Raw genomic sequence first — 18794 nt, forward strand, 5'->3', positions numbered from 1 at the left:
CCCTACTGGCTCGGGTGAATTTCGTTGTCGAAGCGGCTTAACAATCGACTTCGCTCTTCGGGTTGGCCAAAGGTGGCGAAGTCGTAATCCACCATCTTGATCATCGATATATCGGGCGCCGTCAGCGGCAATGTCGCCCGGGCGTTGGATGGCACCTGGTTCTGCCCCGCCTTTGCCCCGGTCGCCTGTCCTTCCGGGGTCAGCGCGAATTCAACGAAGGCCTGCGCCAGCGCATCGTTGTGGTTGCCCTTGACTATGCTGACCGCACCGATCTCGTAACCGGTTCCCTCGCAAGGGGCGACGATCACCAGCGGAAAGCCTTCGATCTTCTGTGTCACGGCGTCATGCATGAAGGAAATCCCGATTAGAACCTCCCCCCGCGCCGCCGCCTTTACGGGCGCCGAGCCGACCTTGGTGTAACTCACCACATTCTGGTTAAGCTTGCCCATGAAACTGAAAGCCTCCTCCTCGCCAAAGAGCTGGACAAGCGTGGCAAGCATGGTGAAGGCCGTGCCCGAATAGTTCGGGTTGCCGGTCTGGATATGGCCGCGATAAATCTCCTTCGCCAGATCCTTCCAGCATGTCGGGGCCGGCAGATTGTTCTTGGCAAGCAGTTCCGAATTATAGGCAAAACCGAGCGCACCGGCATAGATTCCGGCCGATTTCGATCCCGACATCGCATTGAAATTCTGCGCCCATGGCAGCAGATCCTGCTGATGGGCGGGCTGATACTCTTCCAGAAGGCCTTCCGAACCCGCCTGCAAATGAGTGTCGCCTGTACCGCCCCACCAGACGTCGACAGTCGGATGGGCGCGTTCGGCACGAATCTGATCGAGGATTTCGCCGGTGCTCTTGCGAACCATCGAAATCTCGACCCCCATCCGCGCTTCGAAAGCCCGCTGCATGGTCACGCACCAAGCCTCGTCGACGCCGCACAGGACGTTCAACTTCGTCGCGGCCATGCCATGCCCTGCGCCGAAGGCCATGCTCGCCGCAAGTGCGGTCAATGCTCTCAACTGAGCCTCCCTGCTTGGAACCTCCCCGTTCCAATCTCCGCCATTAGCATGTCACATCCTGACCGCACCGCAATCGAAGAATGGTTACCAATCTTTCCGAACAAGATTACAGATATTACAAATATGACAGGGCGGATAACCAGCTAGGCTTTGAAGATCGCGTCTGCCGCGCCTATGATGATGGCGGGAGGAATACGCAGTGCTTAATCAGAAGGTTCGCATTCTGATCGTCGAGGACGATCCGGATATGGCAGAGCTTATCTCGGACCTCGTCGAGGCCGAGGGCTGGCTGCCCACCTGCGCGCGCTCCGCCGAGGAAGCGGACGAGATATTGGCGAAGGACGTGATGCAGCTGGTGCTCGTGGACCACAACTTGCCCGGCACCTCCGGCCGCACCTTTGCCCAGAGACTACGCAGCAAGGTCGATATCGGCATCGTCATGGTAACGGCTGCCGGCAGCGCCGCCGACCGGGTTCTCGGCCTGGAAACAGCGGCCGACGATTATGTCGTCAAACCCTTCGAACCGATCGAACTCACGGCACGGATCAAGGCCGTTCTGCGCCGGACGATCCCCTCCTTAAAGCAGGAAAAGGACAGCGAGCGCGACCACGGCCGGGCAGCATTGCTCCTCAGCGACTGGGCGATTGATCTCAATGCCCGACAGGCGGTCTGCCTGACCGATCGCAGCAGAACGCTGACAAGTGCCGAATTCGCACTTCTGGAAATTCTGGCCGAAACGCCCAACCAGCCCGTCAGTCGCTCCCAGATCCTCGACAGGCTGGGCTCGGAAAGCGACCGCTATATCGATAGAAACGTCGATGTGCTGGTGCTGCGGCTGAGGCGCAAGATCGAGCGAAACCCCGATCTGCCGCGTCACATCAAGACGCGGCGCGGCAGGGGTTATGTGCTCCACACCGACGAGGGCGAGCTTTCTCCGTGATCAGCCGCTCCTTCCTTTCCTCGATCGCCTTTCGCCTGCCCTTTGCGATCGTCTTCATCTGCATCCTCGTCTTCAGCCTATCCGCCATCGCCATCTACGGCCTGCAACGCGCCCGCGATGAAATGGCCGCCTACGGCCTGCAGGCCTTTTCCAGCCTTGCCAAGGCATCGCTGGTTTCGCGGCAGGTCTCCGACCTCGTCTCGAGCGCACCTTTCCTGATGAATGCCGCCTCGCCCTATCGCGTCTCCAGCGAAAGCCGGTCCGTGGTCCAGCAGGTCGATATCCTGCTGGAGATGACAGGGCCAGGCAACGGTGATCGGGTCGCCCGCGGCTTTGCCAACGAGCGCATCGTCGAACTCCTTGAATTGATCAGAACACAGACGCTGGATCTGGCAAAGGATGCCGATGCGGCGCAGGGCCACAAGGCGGAAGCGGCAGCCGCGCTTGGCGAAATTGCCACGGGTCGCGGCATCACCGATCCCGAACTGCGCCGGCGGATGAACGGCATCGTGCAGGCCGCATCCGCATCCGACAGCCTCTTCCAGCTTGGTGAACTGCGCCGCCGCTATGTTGCCGAAACCACCGCGCGCCAGGAAGGTTATCCCGGAGAGCGGCTCCCCGTGGCCGAGCTGCAACCCTATGAGCGGGTCTTTGAAGCGCAGAGCCGTTACCTCTTGGAAATGTTTGCGATCCGCGCCTCGGTGTCGCGGCTTCACATTGTGTCGCGCGATCTGTCCCATGTCACCGAAACCCAGAGCGATGCGGTTGCCCGCAGCCTCAACGAGGACCTGATCTCGACCTCGGACGCTCTGAGCCGCCTATTGGTCATCGTCGCAGTCGCTTCGCTTCTGGTTCTGGTCATGGCAACATTCTCGATTCGATCGGTGATGCGTGTCTCACGCGGGATCGCGACGCTTTCCAACGGCATGAACGCGCTCGCCAAGGGTGAAAAGGATGTCGGCCCGCCATCCTATACCGGATCGGAGACGGAACTGATCCGCCTGCTCGATGCTTTCCGGGCTTTCCATGACAGCGTCGATCGTGTCTCCCGCCTGCGGCGCACGGCGGAAGCGGCGGCCCGAACCATCCGCTCGACCTTCCGCAACATGAATGAGGGAATAGCGCTGTTCGATCCGACCGGTCGGCCGATCACCATGAACCGCCGGATCATAGAACTTGTCGGTCGTTCTGGCTCGTCGCGTAAGCTGCCGCTTCGCCGTTTTGTCGAACCGATACCGGAGATCGATCCCGCACTGTTCCCTTTCGAGAGCGGCCGAGGCGAGTTGATGGACCGGGCAGTCGTGCGCCATCGCACTGGAGATCAACGAGTGATCGAAGTATCGATGTCACGCCAGCCGGATGGCGGTATCGTGCTGCTCGCCCGGGATGTAACTTCTCTCGATCGTCAGGAGGCGGAGGCCGCAAAAGCCCAGAGGCTTGATGGCATCATGCGCATGACCCATCAGGTCAGTCATGAAGTGGGCAACATGATCGGCATCATCACCGGCAGCCTCGGCCTGCTGGAGCGCGAAACTGGTTTCAACGATCGCCAGAAACGCCACATCGCCCGTATCCGCAAGGCGGCGGATCGCGGCCGTTCTCTGGCCAGCAGCATGCTGACCATCGGCAGCCAGCAGCCCATTCATCCGAGCTGCATCAACGTCGCAAACCTGCTGCGCGGCATGGCCGATATCCTTGAGATTGCAGTCGGCCCGAAATGCCGGATTGCGCTGGAGATTGACGAGGATCTTCCCTCGATTGCGCTAGACCCTGCCCTCCTCGAGCAGTCCATCCTCAACCTTTGCCTGAATGCGGCAGCGGCCATGCCCGATGGTGGCCTGATCTCGATCAGCGCCGCTTCCGAGAAGGATGCACTTGTGATCGCCGTCACCGACGAGGGGATGGGCATGACGCCCGAGGCGGTGGACAAGGCCTTCGAGCCCTATTTCACCACTCGGCAGGAACACGGCGGGGCAGGCCTCGGCCTTGCAATGGTCTACGGCTTCGTCCGGCAGAGCGGCGGCGAGGCGCATATCAGCTCAATGCCGGGCGATGGCGCAAGGGTACAACTGACTTTTCCAGTAGGCGCCGACCACGGCCAGATTCGATAAGCCCCGAGAAGGCCTTCCAGGGGGAGAGGAATTCGTCAACCAATTGAGTTGTTAACTCCCGATCAACTCAGAATATTCACTGTCCGTTTCTTCCTGCTCTCTAGGATCACGCCATCCGAGTATGGGAAACAGTACCGTCGTGAAAAATCAACCAAAAGCTGAAGCCAGTGATCCGCAAGCGTACCTGACCGCGCGCCTTGCAACCGCACAGTCTCGTATCGAGAAGACCTTTCTCGAAGGCGGCTCCGTGCTCGTTTCAGTCATGGACATCCTGAACCAGCTCATCACCATATTGGACCGCATGACGGGTTCGATGGACGGCGATACCGCGGATGCGGCAATGGCCAACATGCAAAAGACCATTGAGGATATGGTCCGCCTGCCGGAAACCGAACAGTTGCGACAGGCCGCCTTCGTTGAAATGAGTTCCCTTTGCAAGTCTGCAAACGGCCATGTCGATGATATCCGCGAGACGATCCGTTACCTGAAAACCTTTGCGGTCACGGTAAAGATCACCGGCGCAGGCATCGCCGAATTTTCCTCCTTTGCCGAGGAAATCCGCGAACGCATCCATTTCGGCGGTACTGAAGTCGGCAAATTCGCGCAATATCTCGATCTCATGGACAAGCAGCTTGCCAGAGCGCGCGACGTCTCATCCGTCATCGGCGCCGATTTCGAAGCAACGATCCCCGGCATCGTCGGAGGTTTGAAGACAAATTCCGGTCGCATCGGCGAACAGCATCGCGCCATGACGGCCATGGCGGCCAAGGTGAAATCCGTCGCGCAGGGCGTGCAGGGCAAGATAGCGGCAACGCTGTCCTCCCTCCAGATCGGCGACATTACCCGCCAACGTGTCGAACATGTGCAGACGACACTCGCCCTGTTCAGCGATTATCTGAATTCCGAAGAGGCGCTGGCGTTAAATTCCGCCGAAATGGACGCTCTTTACGACACCGTTTTCGAGATGGTCAGCGCCCAGATCGACGAGATGGCAACCACCTTCCAGCAGGATTGCCGCAAGATTTTTGCAGGCATCTCAAGTTTCGCCGACGATGCCGCAACCATTCTTTCACTGCGCGACACCCTGGTGGAAGATGCTGCCAATGATGGCGGCAGCGCGTTGCAGCTGCTTGAGAAGGACATAGCAAAGGCGTGCGATCTGGCCGGGCGCGTTCAGGAAGGCATGGCGGATGCCAATGCGGTCGTCGCTTCCGTTACCGGTACCGCACAGGACCTGTTGCACGGCATTGAAGTGCTGCGCTCGATCAAGACTGAAATCCATTATATGGCGCTGAACTCAAACCTGCGCTGCTCGAAACTGGGCGACGAAGGCCGGTCGGTCAATGTCGTCAGCGGCGAGCTGCGGGTCTTTGCCGACAAGCTGGAAAGCCCGGCGGATTCGATCGTTGCCGATCTCCACCGGATCGAAAGCGTCATTACAAATCTGAAGAAGGCTGAGAACCGGAGCGCCGGTGATCTGCGGGAACCATTGAACGAAGCACTGGAAGCCATAAGCCACGCCAAGGGTCAGATGGAAACCGGTCTTCAGGATCTCGCCACGGAAGGTCAGGCCGTTTTCAGCCGCATCAGTGCCGCCGTGATCAAGCTCGATTTCGAAAGCGAACTCGGCGATGTCCTGAAAGAATGCCATCACGTGGCAAGCGGGCTGGCCGCCGGCGGCGCCGGAGACATTTCCGGCTTCGCAGAGAAAATCCAGCCGTTTTCGGCACGCATCTACAAGATCTACACGATGGCGCAGGAGCGCGACGTGCATCTTCGCTACTTGCCGGTCGATCTTGCGCCCGGGCAGAAAGCACCCGCCACCGTCGAAGATGACGACGATCTCTTTGCCGACGCGCTTTTCTAGAGCGTATTCGATCTAAACGGGATCGATGGGGCGCTTTTACTGCGCCGGGTTCCCGGCGTCAGGCCGCCTGCATCAGTTTGCCAGGGCTTTTCTTGTTGGAGGCCTCAAGGAGACGGAGAACCTCGGCGGCAAAAGCTTCCGCATTCTGCAGAGCCTTGTCGAGATTGCTGACATGGCCGGCTTTCATCATATGCAGGCATCCATCGAATTCGAACATATCGCGAAACGCAGAACGTTCGAAAATCGGCGTATCGAGAACACGTACATTCCTTTGCGCCAGCAGTTCCCGTGCAGCCAGAAGCGCGCGGGTCGTGACCAGCGGATTGACGCGGGTCAGCACGACGGAATGGTCGATCCGGATATTCGCCTTTTCATCGAGATAACGCAGCAGCTCCAGCACCTGCGCCCCGCCCTGCGCATCCATGGTGCTGCCCTGAACGGGTATCAGCACATGGTTGGAGAGACCGATCGCAGTCGCGAGCAGGGGCGATTGCGCACCGGGCAGGTCGATGATCACCTGATCGAACGCACGGCGGCTGTCGATGACATGCTGCTGTAACGTCGCCGCCGTCACATAGGTGATGACTGAAAAATCGACACGCGCATCGGCCTTTTCACGCCAGCGGGAAATCCAGCGCTGTGGATCGGTATCGATGACGCAAACCCGTGATCCGCGCCGCGCCAGTTCGGACGCCAGGAGAAGAACCGCCGTGGTTTTCCCGGCGCCGCCCTTGGTATTCGCGAAGGTGATAACTGGCATGGCATGATCCGGAAAACTGGGCGGAGACGGTCATGCCTCGCGGAACGCACCTGTCGCATGGTGTTACCGCCATCATTGGCGAGTTTGGTTAATGCCGGGTAAAAAAGGGTCGCGCCATCAGCGGCGGCGGTCTTCTGCCTGAATTTCCAGCGCGATCCTGTCGAGTGGCAGAACCTTGTCGACACCGCCATGGGCGATCGCTTCCTTCGGCATGCCGAAGACAACAGAGGATGCTTCGTCCTGCGCCACCGTGAAGGCGCCGGCCTGATGCATTTCCAGCATGCCGCGTGCGCCATCATCACCCATGCCTGTCATGATGATGCCCATGGCGTTGGCACCGGCGGCACGCGCGGAAGAACGAAACAGAACGTCCACCGAAGGCCGGTGTCGCGAAACCAGTGGCCCGGTGCGGACCGAAACGCGATAACGTGCACCCTGCCGCTCCAGCAGCATATGCCTGTCGCCCGGCGCAATCAGCACATGGCCGCGCAGCACCGGATCGCCGTCCTCGGCCTCCTTGATCTCGACATCGCAGAGACTGTTCAGGCGTTTTGCAAATGCGGCGGTAAATTTTTCCGGCATATGCTGAACGATCACGATGCCGGGTGAATTGGCCGGCAGCTTCATCAGCATTGCGCGCAACGCTTCCGTGCCGCCGGTGGATGCACCGACACAGACCACCATTTCAGTGGTGCGCGCCATGGCCTTGCCCGAAGGCGGCGGCAGCACGGCATCGGCGGTCAGCTTGGCCTGCGGACCGCTTGCGGCAGCCGAACGCAGCACCGCCCGCGCATTGCCGACGCGGGCGTGCGCCGCACTTTTGACGACCTCGCAGATACGCGTGGCCTGCTCCGCCAGATGATCCGCAGCGCCTATCCTCGGCTTGAGGATGATGTCGACCGCCCCCGCCTCCAGTGCCTGAAGCAGGGTTTCCGATCCGGCCTCGGTCAGCGACGAGCACATGACTACAGGGATCGGTTTCTGCGACATGATCTTGCGCAGGAAGGTGATGCCGTCCATGCGCGGCATTTCCACATCAAGCGTGAGGACATCGGGAATTTCTTCCTGAATGCGCTTGGCCGCAACAAACGGATCGGCAGCGGCCCCGATCACCTCAATGCCGGGATCGCTTTCGAGAACCTCCGTTAGGGTCTGCCGGACGCTGGCGGAATCGTCGACGATGAGAACGCGGATTTTTTTCGACATGGCTCTCTGCCGCTATTGCTTCTTGAAAACGGTATTGGCGACCTGCCGCAGGGGCAGGTCGATACCGGTTATCGTTTCGGAATGACCGATGAAAAGGTAACCGCCCGGCACCAGGCGCTTGCACAATTGGGTCAAGACGTGCACCTGCGTTTTTTTATCAAAGTAGATGAGAACGTTACGGCAGAAGAGAAGGTGCACCGCATCGCCGATCTGGTAGGTCGGGTCCATGAGGTTGAGGCGGGCAAAACCGATCTTGGAACGCAGCCGCGGCACGATACGAACCTCCCGTCGTCCGGCATCGACCGACCGCATGACATATTTGCGCATCATGTCGGCCGGAACCGGTTCGAGCAGTTCACGGGCATAGATACCGCTATGGGCTTTCCTGAGCACATCAGTGGAAAGGTCGGTCGCAAGGATGCTGAAATTGTTGATGACCTGTTTCTCGGCCGCTTCGGCCAGCACCATCGCCATGGTATAGGGTTCCGCACCCGTCGAACAGGCGGAACTCCAGGCACGGATGCGCCCATGGCCTTCACCCGCAAGTGCAGGCAAAGCGAATTTCTCCATGTAGTCGAAATGGTTCGGCTCACGGAAAAAATCCGTCTTGTTGGTCGTCACCACGTCAATCAGGTAGATCGCTTCCTCTTCCAGCCCGTCTTCGCGGAAGAGGAAATTGCAATATTGAGCGAAGGTGGCATGCCCCGTGGCGCGAAGGCGCTTTCGCAGACGCCCTTCCAGCATGGTGCGCTTGCTGTCCGGCATCTTTATGCCGCTGTAATTGTAGATGTATTCGGCGAGCAGCCGGAAATCCCGCTGACTCAGGCCATCATGCGCGGAGCTGGCAGCAATGGAGGCATCCACGGAAAGGGCTCTCCTCATGCCGCCTGAACCGGTGTGCCGCCCTGCCGGGCAATGGCGTTTTCTTCGTTCGAGAAAAGCTTTGCAAGATCGATGATGACGACGAAATCACCTTCGCGGCGAACCACACCTGCAATGTAGTCGGAGTTCCAGTGAACGCCGATATCGGGTGCGGTTTCCATCTGGTCGCGACGGAACGGCGTCACCTCGAACACCTTGTCCGCCACAAGACCTATCGCCAGCGTGCGGGATGGGAACGGAATATCCAGCACCAGCACGCGGGTATGGGGTGTCCGCACGCTGCGGCTCATTCCGAGCCGCAGCCGCAGATCGATGATGGGCACACCCTGCCCGCGCACATCTCTCAGACCCAGCAGATATTCAGGACTATGCGGAATCTTGAACGTGTCCTCATAGTCGAGGATTTCACGGACGACCGCGACGGATACCGCAAAGACCTCCTCACCGAGGCTGAATGTCACGAACTGGCCTTCTGAAGATGTGCTGGTCATGGTCAGGCGCTTTCGCGGAAATCCGCGTCGTCAGCATCGGGACCGCCCATGGACATATCCAGTGCGAAACCTTTGACGCGGGCTTGCTGGGCGCTGACGGTGTTGCCCGTCTGCGGTTTGCGAACGGGGGCCGGCTTCATCGCCGAACGCGTCGCAGCAGGCTTTGCGGCAGGCCGATGTGCAGCCTGTGCGGGGCGCGACGAGACGCTTGAGGCATCCACCTTGAAGAAGGCGATACTGCTCTGCAACTCTTCGGCCTGTGCGGCCAGCTCTTCCGAAGTCGCAGACATTTCCTCCGAAGCGCCGGAGTTCTGCTGCGTCACCTTGTCAAGCTGCTGGATTGCCTCGTTGATCTGGGAGGCGCCGATATCCTGCTCACGGCAGGCGGCGGAGATTTCGGCGACCAGCTCGGCGGTCTTGCGAATGTCCGGCACCAGACGGTTAAGCATGTCGCCCGCTTCGGTTGCCACCTGCACGGTCTCGCCGGAAAGCGAGCTGATCTCGCTGGCAGCAGCCTGGCTGCGTTCGGCGAGCTTGCGCACTTCCGATGCCACGACAGCAAAACCCTTGCCGTGTTCTCCAGCGCGCGCCGCCTCAACGGCGGCGTTCAGCGCCAAAAGATCGGTCTGGCGGGCAATTTCCTGCACGATGGAAATCTTCTCGGCGATGGTGCGCATGGCGACCACGGCGCGGTTGACGGCTTCACCGCTGGCTTCGGCGTCCTTGGACGACTGACGCGCGATCTTTTCCGTCTGCGCGGCATTGTCGGCATTCTGCTTGATGTTGGCAGCCATCTCTTCCATCGAGGCCGAAGCCTCTTCGGCAGACGATGCCTGCTCGGTCGCGCCCTGGCTCAGCTGTTCGGAGCTGGCCGACAGTTCCTGGCTGCCGGAGGACACATTGTCGGAAGCGGAAAGCGCATCGGCGACAATGCCACGCAGGCGCTCAACCATCCGTTCCAGCGCAAGGCCGAGAGTATCCCTGTCGGACAGGGGTTTCGGCATGACGGTAAGATCGCCATCGGCAATCCGGTCGGCAATGCCTGCGGTATTGCGCAGATTGCCCGTCATCGTGTTGATGCGCGCAACGAGATCCTTGATCTCGTCATTGGTCTTGATCTCGACATTCTGATCGAGATCGCCGATCGCAACCGCCTCCGCCACGGTCATGATCTTGCGCAATCCGCTGCTGATGCCGAGCGCGATCCAGAATGCTGTCGCGATGGCGATTAGTACGGCAACGACCGATGCACTGACCAGCAGGGTGCGGGTCTGCTCATAGTCATCAGCCGCCAATTGCTTCGATTCTTCAAGACGGTCGCGGTTCATCTTGACGCCCTCGCCCAGTTTCCCTGTCAGGGCATTGGCAGCGTCACGGCCCTTGCCGGACGAGTACGACGCGGCGAGCGACGTATTGCCCTGCGCAACCAGTTCCCGGACGTGATCATCACTGGCCTCGAAAGCCTTGGTGATGGCCTGCAGATCCGTCCAGAACGCACGCGTCTCGGCGCTGGCGGTGGCTGCCATATCATTCAGCATGGCCGTCAACTGGTCGCGAGTTTCGTTACCGGCCGCCTTGAAAAGCTGGGTTTCCTCCGGCGAAGCAGCAAGGATGATATTCTTCTGCGACCGGACGGTTGCCAGCGCCAGTGCGTTCATCTGGTGAACCTTGTCGAGGCGCACGACAGTACCGTCGACCACATCGTCCATGGCATTCTTGGCGATACCGAGGCTGTAGATGCCGTAGCCGGCCGTTCCGGCAAGCATCAGGATCAGAAAGCCGAAGGCAACCGCCAGCTTCATCTTGATTGTAAATCGCATCTCAATGCTCCTTGGAAAGTTCGATGACGTTGCCACGCGCGCTGGACGAAACCGGTCCGGACTCGCGATGCCCCGTGAAAATTGCTGTCAGATTTGGAAGAATGACGAACTCGCTGCCGCGTTTGATGAGGCAATGGATGTAATCCGCCCGCCACCGCATGCCGACGCTCGGCGGCGGTTCGCTGGCTGCCCGGCTGAACGTGGTCACCTCGTTGACCTTATCGGTCCTGATGCCGATCAATGCTGGCTCGCCATCGAACGGCAGTTCTATGACGACGATACGGCTATCAATGGTTCGCTCGGTGGCTTCCATGCCGAATGCAAGACGGATATCAGCCAGAGGGATGACCTTGCCCCGGAAGTTGATAACACTCGCCACGAAGGCTTTAGCACCGGGAACGGCGGTTTCGGGCAGAAGATCCAGAATTTCCCGAACCTTCACCGCCTCTATGGCGAAGGTCTCGCCCGCGATGTTGAAGGTCAGAACTTCCACGGCGTCGGACACGCCCCAAAATTCGTCCGTCTGCTTCAAGAGAGACTGGTTCATCCCGCGGCCCGCAATCGCGCCTCCTGCTGTTGCCCCGCCATCACCAAATGTGCGACATCGAGGATAAGGGCGACATTGCCGTCACCGAGGATGGTCGCGCCTGAGAATGTCGCGACGTCATGGTGCAGTTTCGACATGGCCTTGATGACCGTCTGGTGGTCACCGATGATCTGGTCAACCACAAGCCCGACCCGCTCGGAGCCGGTGGAAATGACGACGATCTTCTGGAACTGATCCGGCTTGGTTCCGGTGTTGAACAATTCGCGCAGGCGAATGAAGGGAACGAGGCTCTCGCGCAGTGAAATGAAGGACCGGCCCCGCGAACGAATATCGTCGTCAGGCGACAGTTCGAGGCATTCCTCCACCGCCGGCAGCGGAATGACGTAGCAACCATTGCCGACCCGCACCAGCAGGCCGTCGATGATGGCCAGAGTCAACGGGATCGCCAGCGAAACTTCCGAACCCGCGCCCGGCGTGCTGGTAACGCTGATCGTGCCGCGAAGGGCCTCGACACTCTTTTTCACCACATCCATGCCGACACCACGGCCGGAAAGACTGGTAACTTCAGAGGCTGTCGAAAAGCCCGGCTGGAAGATCATCTGCAGCAGTTCCTGATCGCTGACCTGCGCGTTCGGAGCCAAAAGGCCGGAAGCCTCAGCTTTTGCCCGGACGCGCTGGCGATCAATGCCACGGCCATCGTCACGGATGGTGATCGTCACATCACCGCCCGACTGGCGGGCAATGAGGGTGATCCGCCCCGTCGCCGGTTTGCCGGCCGCCACACGCTCATCGCTTTTTTCGAGTCCATGGTCGCAGGAGTTACGGACAAGGTGCACAAGTGGATCAGCCAGGCGTTCGATCACCGCCTTGTCGACCTCTGTGCCTTCGCCCTCGGTCTCCAGCTCGATCTGTTTGCCCGTTTCCCGCGCCAGGTCATGGATCAGACGGCGGAACCGACCAAAAAGCTGGGCGATCGGCACCATTCGCAGGACCATCATCGTATCGCGAAGTTCTCCGGAAAGACGTTCGACATCCTCCGAAACAGAGCGCAAAAGAATATCGACGCTGCTACCCGCCAGCTGCGAAAGGCGGGACTGGGCAATGACGAGTTCACCGACCCGATCCATCAACTCGTCAAGTCTTTCAGCAGGCACCCGTACGTTTTCGGCCGCCTTGCCGCCCTTCGGATCGGCGGCGACCTTTCTGGCTTCCGGCAGGATCTCGGAAACGGGGAGCTCTTCTTCGACAACCGCTTCGATTGCGCGGATATCGATCTCCATGTCATCCATCACGAAGATGAAAACGTCGTCGATTGCCGATTGCGGCTGCTCGGTCGTCAGCCGGACTGTCCAGCCTAGATGGAGATCGCTCGGATTGAGGGCGTCGAGAGACGGCACCGTCGAGGTGTCGGCAACGATTTCACAATCGCCGAGTTCGGCCAGCTCATCGAGAAGACCAAGGGGATTGGTTCCGTTTGCCATGGCATTGACGGGCAACCGGAACCGGATTTCCCAGGTGGCGGCTTTTGCCTTTGCCGGCTTCCTGGCGAGATTCTGCGCCGGAACATGTGTCAGGACACCGCCATCGCCACGAGTGCCGACTGCCGCACGAAGCTTGGCGAGCAGCTGCTCTCCAACATCACCCTGCACACCGTGCGGATTGTCGACCAGCGCCTGCATATGATCCTGCGCTTCAAGAACGGCTGCGACCAGTTCGCTGGTTGCCGGAACCTCGCCCTTGCGCACCCGGTCAAAGGCGGTTTCGCAATGGTGGGTGAAAGCGGCAAGCGCCTCGAACCCGAACATTGCCCCGGACCCCTTCAATGTATGCAGTCCGCGGAAAACGGCGTCGATCTGATCCTGATCGGTCAAATCGTGAAGCAGATCGAGAAGGCCCCCCTCGATTTGCTCGAAAAGCTCCGCAGCCTCCGTTCTGAAAACCTGAATAGGGTCCAGCGTCGTCATTTTCCGAGGACCTTTCTGACGATCTTGACCAGATGTTCGGCATCGAAGGGCTTGGTCAGCCAGCCGGTGGCACCGGCGGCCTTGGCGCGCGCCTTCATGTCCGCATCGGATTCCGTCGTCAAAAAGATGATCGGAATGCCGGTATGAGCCGGAGATTGCCGAAGCGCCTCAATCATCTCGAGACCATTCATGTTCGGCATGTTGAGATCAGTGACGATGAGGTCAAAATTCGCGGCCTTCGCCTTGGCAAGACCGTCCTGCCCATCAACGGCCTCGGTAATCTGGTAGCCCGCGCCTGTGAGGGCGATCTTAGTCGTCATGCGAATGCTGGCGGAATCGTCGACCGTTAAAATATGTGCGCTCATGATATGTCCTTTCCATGCAACCAGAACTGGCGGGAGGCTTCATCCATCCGCGACAGGAAACCGCCCCGCCGCAATGTCTGCAAAACCTGACCGTCAGCCGGCTCTTTCAATGTTATCGTCTTGTTGTTCTGCGCCGCGAAATTGCGCGAGGCTTCCATCAGCTGCACGAAGCTCAAATCCGCATCCGCATCCTTGGGCACCTCGACCACCAGCCTGTCGGTGTCTTTGAGACGGTCGAGAAGAAGACCGTGTGCCGACGCAATCGACCGTATGGAAAGCGCTTGCGGCATCTTCAGTGTGTCGTTCGTGGTTTCATCAAACATGGGGAGTCTCCCGAACGGCTTCGGTGTGCATGCCGCCATCCGCCCTGATCGGTTGTTCTTCCGGTGTTTCGAGGCTCGGCACTTCGATCTCCAGAACGTCGTGACCCGTCATGAGCCTCTCAATCAGCGTCCATTGGCGCTGGAACGCCGCGACGCAGGCGGGATCGAAATGGCTGCCGCTCTGCGCGACAACATGCGCATAGGCCTCTTCGGTCGACCACGCCTTCTTGTAAGGACGCTCGGAGCAGAGAGCCTCAAAGACGTCCGCAATGGCGACGATACGGGCTTCCAGCGGAATGCCGTCGCCCGACAAGCCGTGCGGATATCCCGTTCCATCCCATTTTTCGTGATGGCCACCTGCAATCGCCTCGGCTATGCGCAGCAGGTCGGATGAACCGTTTTCGAGAATCTGCACACCGATACCGACATGTTTTCGCATTTCGGTAATCTCATCAGGCGTCAGGCGACCCGGCTTCAGCAGCACGCTGTCGGAAATTCCGATCTTGCCGACATCGTGCAAGGGTGCCGCGAGATAGATCATGCGGCAATGCTCGTCATCGAGGCCGATATCCTTTGCCATCAGCATGCTGATTTGCGCGACGCGGGAAATATGGTCGCCGGTGTGGCCGTCGCGGAATTCGATGGCCCGCGCCAGGCGCCAGATGATTTCCTCTTCGCGGGCCGCGAGTTGCCGGGTGGCCTTGCGCACCTCATCCACAAGGCTGCGCGCCTGTCCGGCAAGATCGCGCTGCGCCTTGCGCAAGGCGAGAAGGTTGCGCACCCGCGCCTTCAGCTCCACCGGGTCAAAGGGCTTGTGGATGAATTCCGTGACACCGCTCTCTATCGCTTCGATAAGGACAGGCCGGCCTCTTTCCGATGTGATCATGATGACAGGCACATGAGCAAAATGCTCATACGTATTCAGTGCCTTGAGGAGCTGTATGCCGTTATATTTCGGCATCGTATAATCCACCACAAGCAGATCGACCGCATTGTTGCGGCAGAATTCCAACGCCTCCGTGGGATCGGTGAAGCCCACGATGGTGCCGACATCCGGAAGCCCGCGGACCGTCGCTTTCAGGGCAACAAGAATCGACTTGCTGTCATCGACCAATACGATTTGCACTTGTCCTCGCTATCATTGGATTGCGGGCGAATAGACGCGCGAACTCCTCGGCTTTCACCGAGCGAATTCAACGGATCTGGAAACATTTTTTTGGGAAAAGACGACCGCGTCATGTGGTCATAAAAATGAAGCGCCTGCGCGAAATTCGCCTGCGAAGACAACTTCTTATATGAATAAATTGACCAGATGTTGGTTAACAGCGACTTAAGTGTGACTTATGAATACTTATAGTGAAGCGCCATCATCAGGCCTTCCAACGGGAATGTGATCCTGTTGCGTGGCGCCGCAGCCTCTCGGGCTGATGCGCAGACGCGCCACTAATCCTTGTTAGTATTTCTAACCTACGGAGAAGATTTCGGCCGATTGTTGCAGCGTTGATCCTCGAATAGCCTGAGACGAGAATTGGTATCAGGCAAAAGAGGGAACGATGTTGAAACGGCAGGACAAGATCAAGCTCGGAACCTTTGTTTACACGTTCGGCTTCCATGCAGCCGCATGGCGGCACCCGGCAAGCAAGGTAACGGCAGCAACCGACTTCAGCCACATGTTGAATGTGGCCAGAATTTCTGAAGCTGCCAAATTCGATTTCATGTTCCTCGCCGATTCCGCTGCGGCTGCCGTTGGTGACCCCGACGCCCTGGCGCGCAGCCCGACCAAGCAGAACCGGTTCGAACCGCTTTCTCTCATCTCGGCACTTTCGGTGATGACGGAAAGACTGGGCCTGGTCTCGACGGTATCGACGAGCTATTATGAACCCTTCAATGTCGCCCGGATTTTCGCGTCTATCGATCAGCTGAGCCGGGGACGCGCCTGCTGGAATGTCGTCACCTCCGATCATGACGAGACCGGCTACAACTTCAATCGTCAGGGTCTCGATCCTCACGCCGTCCGTTACGAGCGCGCGCAGGAATTCATCGACGTAGTGTTCGGCCTATGGGACAGCTTTGAACGCGATGCCTTGCTGCTTGATCGCGAAAGCGGCGTTTATTATGACAAGGCCAAGCACCATACCCTCAATCATGTCGGCAAGCATTTTCAGGTGCGCGGCCCCCTCAACATTGCGCCTTCCGAGCAGGGGCGGCCTGTTATTGCTCAGGCCGGCGGCTCCGAGGCCGGAATGAACCTTGCTGCACGGACGTCTGAAATCGTCTTCAGCCTAGCATCCAACATCGAGAGCAACAGGGCTTTCTACCAGAACGTCAAAGGACGTATGCCGGCATTCGGTCGCGATCTCGAAGATCTCAAGGTCATGCCGGGAATTGTCGTCAATGTCGGGGAGACCGAGGCGGAGGCAAAGGCAAAAGTCGATTTTCTCATCGACAGCCTTCATCCGGACGTGGGTCGGTTGATGCTTTCGGAGTTCCTCGAAGCCGACCTTCGTGGCGTCCCCCTCGATCAACCATTTCCGATGGACCGGCTGCCCGCCGAGCCGAAAGGCTCGCGCAAGATGTTTGACCAGCTCGTCGAGTTCGTCAAGCAAGGACAGACAGTGGGACAATTGATCCGCCACTACGCAGAACGCCACACCGGAAACGGAATAACCGGGACACCAAAACAGATCGCAGACTACATGGAAGAGTGGTTCGAAACCCGTGCCGCCGACGGTTTTATTCTTATGTTCCCGACACTTCCCGCAAGCCTGGAAGATTTCGTCCGCCTTGTCTTGCCGGAGTTGCGGCGGCGCGGACTGTTTCGTGAGGAATATGAAGGATCGACGCTGCGCGAGAACCTGGGGCTTTCGATGCCTGCCAACCGTTACACGGCCGCCAAAGGCGATAAAGAGCGCATCTGAAGGAGCCGATCATGGTGGACCAGATAAAAATGCAGGTGCCGTCTCCGGGAGCTGACCTCTTCAAATCCTCCATGCGGAATCTGGCGGGTGCCGTTTGCGTCATCACGACAGGCACGGGTGAAACACGAACCGGCTTCACCGCAACATCCGTCACAGCACTTTCTGCGGATGGCCCGACTGTGATGGTCGCACTCAATCGCGGATCCTCGTCCTGGGAAATCGTCGAGAAAGCCAGACGGTTTTGCGTCAACGTCGTCGCTGAAGGTCAGGAAAACGTCGCCCACTCATTCTCGGGCTTTAATGGCCTTAAGGGTGCCAGCCGCTACGATGGCGCCGTCTGGCACACGATGGCGTCAGGCGGCCTTGCGCTGGATGGCGCTCTGGCAAGTCTGGACTGCGAACTCGAAGACGCGATCATCCATCGATCCCATGTGATCCTGGTCGGCCTCGTCCGGTCGATAACGACACATGACGATGCCCGGCCACTTCTGTACTGGCGCGGAGAATATCAACACATCAGAAGGTGATATCCCGAGCGGTAGGCCCTTAGTCACGCACTGCGGTTCGGAGACGATGCGACAGACTGCTTTTTCGCGATCCCCATCACCCACATGTGAAATTCTCTTCCGTAGGGCTTATCGAAAACGGAACGATCCCATGCCAGATAGTAGCTCTCGGGAAGCGGAAGGCGGATGTCGAAAGGAACAACAAGAGTACCGGCCTGCAACTCGTCCTCGATCATCGAGACCTGAGCCAGCACGAAGCCGTGTCCGTTGACCGCAGCGTCGATTGCGTTGCTCGACAGCGCGAAAAACAGGCTCGAGAGTTTTTCATTCACGGTCGCGCCAACCAGCTGCGCCCACTCGCTCCATTGTGGCGGACGGCTGTAATGGGCTTCCCACTCGATATTGAGCAAAGGGAATTTGAGAAGGTCGGCGGGCGCCGATAATGTCCGTCCCCCGAGCAAACGCGGCGAACATGCGGGAACCACCCAATCCGTATAAAGCGGCACGAAATGCGCGTGCACCTCTGCCCGCTTTCCATAGGTTATGCGGAAATCGCTCTGGCCGCCCGACAGGCTGGGTTCGTCATCCTTGCCGATGATACGGACATTGGCTTCCGGATAGAGAGCCTGCCACTCGAAGATCTTGCGGCCGATCCACTTGTTCACCACCGAGCTGAGCGCAGTCAGCACGATGCCGGTCTGGCTCCGCGCCCGTTCGAGAACATCGACGGAATGATTGAGCTGGCTGAAGCCTTTGGCGACTTCCTTGTGAAGAAGAACACCCCACGACGTCAGTTCCACACGGCGTCCGATACGTTCGAGGAGCGTAACGCCGAGATGGTTCTCAAGCTTGCGCACCTGTTGGCTGATGGCACTGGGTGTTACGCCCAGTTCTTTGGCAGCCGTGCTCATCGTACCGCACCTTCCTACGGCTTCGAAAGCTTGCAGGGCATGGAGTGGGGGCATAGCCAATAGAGTATCTCCAGTTCTGCTTTTTGTTAAGTTTTTCTAAACAAAAACGCAACGAAAATCCGCTTGTCCCGCATCGCAACAAGGAAAATACTGTTCCGATTAAAGCG

The 18794-nt window shown here is 58.9% G+C and carries 17 protein-coding genes; 5 read left to right on the forward strand and 12 right to left on the reverse strand.

The window, feature by feature from the left end; translation table 11 throughout:
* Positions 1-2 precede the first annotated feature (2 nt).
* Positions 3-962, reverse strand: coding sequence for an ABC transporter substrate-binding protein (locus GH784_RS24855; RefSeq protein ID WP_111828724.1), 960 nt, complete (start codon positions 960-962; stop codon positions 3-5).
* Between the two features lie 253 nt (positions 963-1215).
* Here GH784_RS24855 and GH784_RS24860 point away from each other — a divergent pair, with 253 nt between their 5' ends.
* The 3 genes from GH784_RS24860 to GH784_RS24870 all read left to right on the forward strand — a co-directional run bounded on the left by GH784_RS24860 (position 1216) and on the right by GH784_RS24870 (position 5934).
* Positions 1216-1956, forward strand: a complete 741-nt coding sequence (locus GH784_RS24860) for a response regulator transcription factor (protein ID WP_003514167.1) — start codon at positions 1216-1218, stop codon at positions 1954-1956.
* The gene (locus GH784_RS24865; RefSeq protein WP_065702571.1) at positions 1953-4067 is read left to right on the forward strand and encodes a sensor histidine kinase; all 2115 of its coding nucleotides are present in this window, start codon (positions 1953-1955) and stop codon (positions 4065-4067) included. Before GH784_RS24860 ends, GH784_RS24865 begins: the two co-directional genes overlap by 4 nt.
* 139 nt (positions 4068-4206) lie before the next feature.
* On the forward strand, positions 4207-5934 hold the full coding sequence (locus GH784_RS24870) for a chemotaxis protein (RefSeq protein WP_083211517.1): 1728 nt from the start codon (positions 4207-4209) through the stop codon (positions 5932-5934).
* Between the two features lie 58 nt (positions 5935-5992).
* On the opposite strand, the gene GH784_RS24875 is transcribed toward GH784_RS24870, so the two are convergent.
* From GH784_RS24875 to GH784_RS24920, 10 genes are all read right to left on the reverse strand, one after another.
* Positions 5993-6694: a ParA family protein gene (locus GH784_RS24875; RefSeq protein ID WP_065702569.1), complete on the reverse strand. Its 702-nt coding sequence runs from the start codon at positions 6692-6694 to the stop codon at positions 5993-5995.
* Positions 6695-6811: 117 nt separating this feature from the next.
* Positions 6812-7900: a protein-glutamate methylesterase/protein-glutamine glutaminase gene (locus GH784_RS24880; protein WP_065702568.1), complete on the reverse strand. Its 1089-nt coding sequence runs from the start codon at positions 7898-7900 to the stop codon at positions 6812-6814.
* 12 nt (positions 7901-7912) lie between these two features.
* Positions 7913-8782: a CheR family methyltransferase gene (locus GH784_RS24885; protein WP_065658622.1), complete on the reverse strand. Its 870-nt coding sequence runs from the start codon at positions 8780-8782 to the stop codon at positions 7913-7915.
* Positions 8779-9273: a chemotaxis protein CheW gene (locus GH784_RS24890; protein WP_003514179.1), complete on the reverse strand. Its 495-nt coding sequence runs from the start codon at positions 9271-9273 to the stop codon at positions 8779-8781. The genes GH784_RS24885 and GH784_RS24890 overlap by 4 nt, the downstream gene beginning before the upstream one ends.
* Before the next feature lie 2 nt (positions 9274-9275).
* Entirely contained in the window at positions 9276-11093 is a 1818-nt protein-coding gene (locus GH784_RS24895) for a methyl-accepting chemotaxis protein (RefSeq protein WP_065702567.1), read from the reverse strand.
* A 1-nt stretch (position 11094) separates the two neighbouring features.
* The gene (locus tag GH784_RS24900) at positions 11095-11640 is read right to left on the reverse strand and encodes a chemotaxis protein CheW (RefSeq protein ID WP_003514184.1); all 546 of its coding nucleotides are present in this window, start codon (positions 11638-11640) and stop codon (positions 11095-11097) included.
* Positions 11637-13604 (reverse strand): chemotaxis protein CheA, encoded by a 1968-nt coding sequence (locus GH784_RS24905; protein ID WP_065702566.1) that lies wholly within the window; start codon positions 13602-13604, stop codon positions 11637-11639. Before GH784_RS24905 ends, GH784_RS24900 begins: the two co-directional genes overlap by 4 nt.
* Positions 13601-13969: a response regulator gene (locus GH784_RS24910; protein WP_013636814.1), complete on the reverse strand. Its 369-nt coding sequence runs from the start codon at positions 13967-13969 to the stop codon at positions 13601-13603. The genes GH784_RS24905 and GH784_RS24910 overlap by 4 nt, the downstream gene beginning before the upstream one ends.
* Positions 13966-14292, reverse strand: a complete 327-nt coding sequence (locus GH784_RS24915; RefSeq protein WP_111798695.1) for a hypothetical protein — start codon at positions 14290-14292, stop codon at positions 13966-13968. The genes GH784_RS24910 and GH784_RS24915 overlap by 4 nt, the downstream gene beginning before the upstream one ends.
* Positions 14285-15418, reverse strand: coding sequence for an HD domain-containing phosphohydrolase (locus tag GH784_RS24920; RefSeq protein ID WP_244517109.1), 1134 nt, complete (start codon positions 15416-15418; stop codon positions 14285-14287). The genes GH784_RS24915 and GH784_RS24920 overlap by 8 nt, the downstream gene beginning before the upstream one ends.
* Positions 15419-15845: 427 nt before the next feature.
* Here GH784_RS24920 and GH784_RS24925 point away from each other — a divergent pair, with 427 nt between their 5' ends.
* A complete protein-coding gene (locus tag GH784_RS24925; protein WP_173995115.1) occupies positions 15846-17210 on the forward strand; it encodes an LLM class flavin-dependent oxidoreductase in 1365 nt (454 codons plus the stop codon).
* A gap of 11 nt (positions 17211-17221) precedes the next feature.
* Entirely contained in the window at positions 17222-17737 is a 516-nt protein-coding gene (locus GH784_RS24930) for a flavin reductase family protein (protein WP_065702563.1), read from the forward strand.
* A gap of 23 nt (positions 17738-17760) precedes the next feature.
* Here GH784_RS24930 and GH784_RS24935 read toward each other — a convergent pair whose 3' ends face one another.
* The gene (locus tag GH784_RS24935; protein ID WP_080797685.1) at positions 17761-18681 is read right to left on the reverse strand and encodes a LysR family transcriptional regulator; all 921 of its coding nucleotides are present in this window, start codon (positions 18679-18681) and stop codon (positions 17761-17763) included.
* Positions 18682-18794: the final 113 nt, after the last annotated feature.

The sequence above is a fragment of the Agrobacterium tumefaciens genome (assembly GCF_009649785.1).
Taxonomy (GTDB): Bacteria; Pseudomonadota; Alphaproteobacteria; order Rhizobiales; family Rhizobiaceae; genus Agrobacterium; species Agrobacterium tumefaciens.